Source organism: Gammaproteobacteria bacterium, from assembly GCA_013001575.1.
Taxonomy (GTDB): domain Bacteria; phylum Pseudomonadota; class Gammaproteobacteria; order Steroidobacterales; family JABDMI01; genus JABDMI01.
In genome coordinates this window covers 1-3,086 of the sequence record JABDMI010000092.1, presented here as the reverse complement: position 1 = coordinate 3,086, position 3,086 = coordinate 1, and the positions used below count along the sequence as shown (strand labels likewise).

Here is a 3,086-nt window from a genome sequence, read left to right as displayed (position 1 = left end):
ACTCAGTCGACTTGAATCGACTCCGACCTTGCGCGAATCGGATATTTTGAGTTATCTGGTATTAGGCAGACCACCAGGAGCTGCTTCCGAAGATGAATCGAACCGTCTTGCCAATGCCGCAGTGGCTCTGGCACTCTCACGCAGTGAGTCCGGCATTCAGACAATTGCTGACAGATCCGGGCTGAGTGAATTAAGCTTAACCCAGGAGTTAGGTGGTTTGGCATTAAATGTTGGCAAACAGTTATCTCCACGATTATTTATTGGTTATTCAATGGGATTTATTGAACCTGTTAATGTGGCAAAAATCCGCTATATGCTCAGCTCCAAGTGGATTATTGAATCCGAAGTGTCGGAAGAGACAAGAGCCTTGTTAAAGTATCGCTTTGAAAGAGACTGATCCTGAATTGATAAATCCCGTCAAGTACCAATTAACGCACTGGAATAAATACCGCCCTACCCAAAATTTCTATGGATAACACTATGAATGACATAGCACAACTATTTGAATACCCGATCGCAAAGCAAATACTCATTGCCAGCATTGGTATATTACTCATTTTGATCCTGGTTCAAATAATCAGGTCTGCGGTTAAAAAAAGTATCACCAACCAGTCCTCGAAATACCATGCACTGAAATTTGTCGGGTTTTTTCGTTATGTAGCAATAATTCTCTTATTATTATTTGTATTCATTGAAAAAGTTTCAGGGCTTGCCGTTTCACTTGGTGTAGTTGGTGCTGCAATTGCTTTTTCATTACAAGAAGTTATCACCAGTATTGCCGGATGGTTAGCAATTACATTTGGGAATTTTTATAAAACCGGTGATCGCATCAAGATCGGCGGCATAAAAGGTGATGTGATTGACATTAGTTTATTACGCACAACTTTATTTGAAGTAGGCGATTGGGTAAATGGCGATTTGTATAATGGTCGGGTGGTTCGTATTGCGAATAGCTTTTTATTTAAGGACCCGGTGTTTAATTATTCGGGAGACTTTCCCTTTTTATGGGACGAGATACAACTGCCCATTCGTTTTGAATCGGACAGAGTAAAAACCAAAGCCATAATTAAGCAAGCAACTCAAAATATTCTTAAAGACCATGCCAAAGAATTTATGCCCAAGTGGGAAAACCTGGTTGAAAAATATTTACTCTATAACGCCGAGATCGAACCGGTTGTCACCATGCAATTTGATGAAAACTGGATTACCTACACGATACGATATGTAGTTGAATTCAATCAGCGACGCAGTGTTAAAAACAAATTAAGTGAAGCATTGCTGTCCAGCATTGAGCAATCTCAAGGTCAGGTAAGAATTGCGACTGCCAGTCAGGAAGTCACACTGATCAAGCCCTAGCCCGGCTAGTACGTAAGCTGACTTAGTTAGCTCTGAAACCGGCACCTGACAAGCGTGACGAAATTGTACGCATTTTCCAATCTCTTTCTAGATCAGTTCATTACCAAGCGGAACACTAGCACTGGCATTTGCCAGAGTCTTTTCATTTATTAGATAATTATTCAATTATATCAATAACTTATAGTTCGGTTCAGATTGCTCTAAACATGATAGATCGACCCGATAAATAGGTTTCAAAAGTGATTGCCGTGTCTCGAGTTCTGGGATATAAAGCGAGGTGTAATCTCTGTAAATCAGGGGTTCGAATCACGATGACATATCTTAAAGAGGAGTTACTATCGTGCCAAGAGTAAAGAATTATGCTCGCAGTAAACCATCAAAATCTATCAAATCAGTTGTGTTCGATGACTCGTTTGACGAAGATTTTGATTTCTATGATGATGATTATGATGTCGATTACTACAAGGATTTGAAAGGTAGCAGTTTTTCCGATGATTACTCTGATGAGTATAAGCCGGCTTCGTATTCTGCCAAAGAAGAAAGTAAACGTAAAAAACAAGTTCGCCGACGAATATCACGTAATGGTCTTGATGAACTGGACTTTAATTAATAATGATTCCGCTAATACTAATTTCAATACTATAAAAAAAGGCCCCGTCACGGGGCCTTTTTCTAATCAATTTTCAATCAATATCATTTAGCGATATAAACTATCAAGAGCACACAAAGACCCAATAAGATCATCCAGATAGTTATATTAATCCAGGTTGCTTGCTGTGCTTCACGTCGCTCGATCCAGGTACGCGGTCTGATACCGCGCAACAAAAATACGATCTGGGCAGACAAATTTACAGCAGCAATGTTTACAAGCAACAACAATGCCGCACCGCTGGCATAAGACCATTCTTGCAGTCCAATCATCATTCCCAACACGGTAGCGGGCGGCACCAATGCAACCGCGACCATTACCCCGACCAACAAATTGGCAAGTCGGGTGGTCAGCGACTGGACAGCGGCAATGCCAGCTGCAAGTGCAATCACAACACTGCTTAGTTGCACTTCCGTGCGGCTTAGTAATTCCTGGCTGTGCATGTCTGGTTGCCAGAAAATTACCAGAATCATAGCGAGTCCGATTGTCAGAGTAACTCCGATAAAATTAGTAAAAAGTGCTTTTTTGATCAGCTCTTTGTCACCTAAAGCTGCACCCAGAGCCAAGCCCAGATTGGGTCCCAGCAGTGGTGCGATCACCATCGCCCCGATCACGACAGCAACATTATTTTCAGCCAGACCGATTGCAGCAACCAGGGTAGACAATATCGCCAAAAGAACGAAATTCAGATCACAATCGGTTCCTTTATTGATCTCGGTGAATAATTCTTCACGTGTCGCAGCAACCTGTTCGACTTTTTCAGTGACCAGCTCGGCCGAGTCGCCCACCCTGGCATCCACGGGTAATAGTAATAAAGTGGAATCCGCCTCATCAGGCAAAAGTGTTTGAATACTATCTAGAACGGTTTGTACCGAATTTTCACTGCTATAAATTCTGACCGCCACCCGATTTTGTTGTTTCTGAAATTCGAGTATTGAGATTACTTCAGCGTCATGTTGTTCAGCAATCGACAATATGCCGTCAAGATGGCCTGAGTTTGTACTGATCTCTATTATTTTCCCGCTCATGTTCACACCCTGCTGGCAGATTGGACTAATTTGTTGTTAGTGACGACCGAATA

General features: G+C 41.9%; 4 protein-coding genes. 3 read left to right on the top strand and 1 reads right to left on the bottom strand.

Annotated features, from left to right (window positions below):
• The 3 genes from HKN88_07860 to HKN88_07850 form a co-directional block, all read left to right on the top strand.
• Positions 1-397: translocation/assembly module TamB (locus HKN88_07860; protein NNC97974.1), on the top strand; the 397-nt coding region annotated here is incomplete at its 5' end.
• An 83-nt stretch (positions 398-480) separates the two neighbouring features.
• Entirely contained in the window at positions 481-1,356 is an 876-nt protein-coding gene (locus HKN88_07855; GenBank protein NNC97973.1) for a mechanosensitive ion channel, read from the top strand.
• Positions 1,357-1,696: 340 nt separating this feature from the next.
• Positions 1,697-1,966 (top strand): hypothetical protein, encoded by a 270-nt coding sequence (locus HKN88_07850; GenBank protein ID NNC97972.1) that lies wholly within the window; start codon positions 1,697-1,699, stop codon positions 1,964-1,966.
• A gap of 83 nt (positions 1,967-2,049) precedes the next feature.
• On the opposite strand, the gene HKN88_07845 is transcribed toward HKN88_07850, so the two are convergent.
• Complete coding sequence (locus HKN88_07845; protein NNC97971.1) at positions 2,050-3,033, bottom strand: TIGR00341 family protein; 984 nt, start codon at positions 3,031-3,033, stop codon at positions 2,050-2,052.
• Positions 3,034-3,086: the final 53 nt, after the last annotated feature.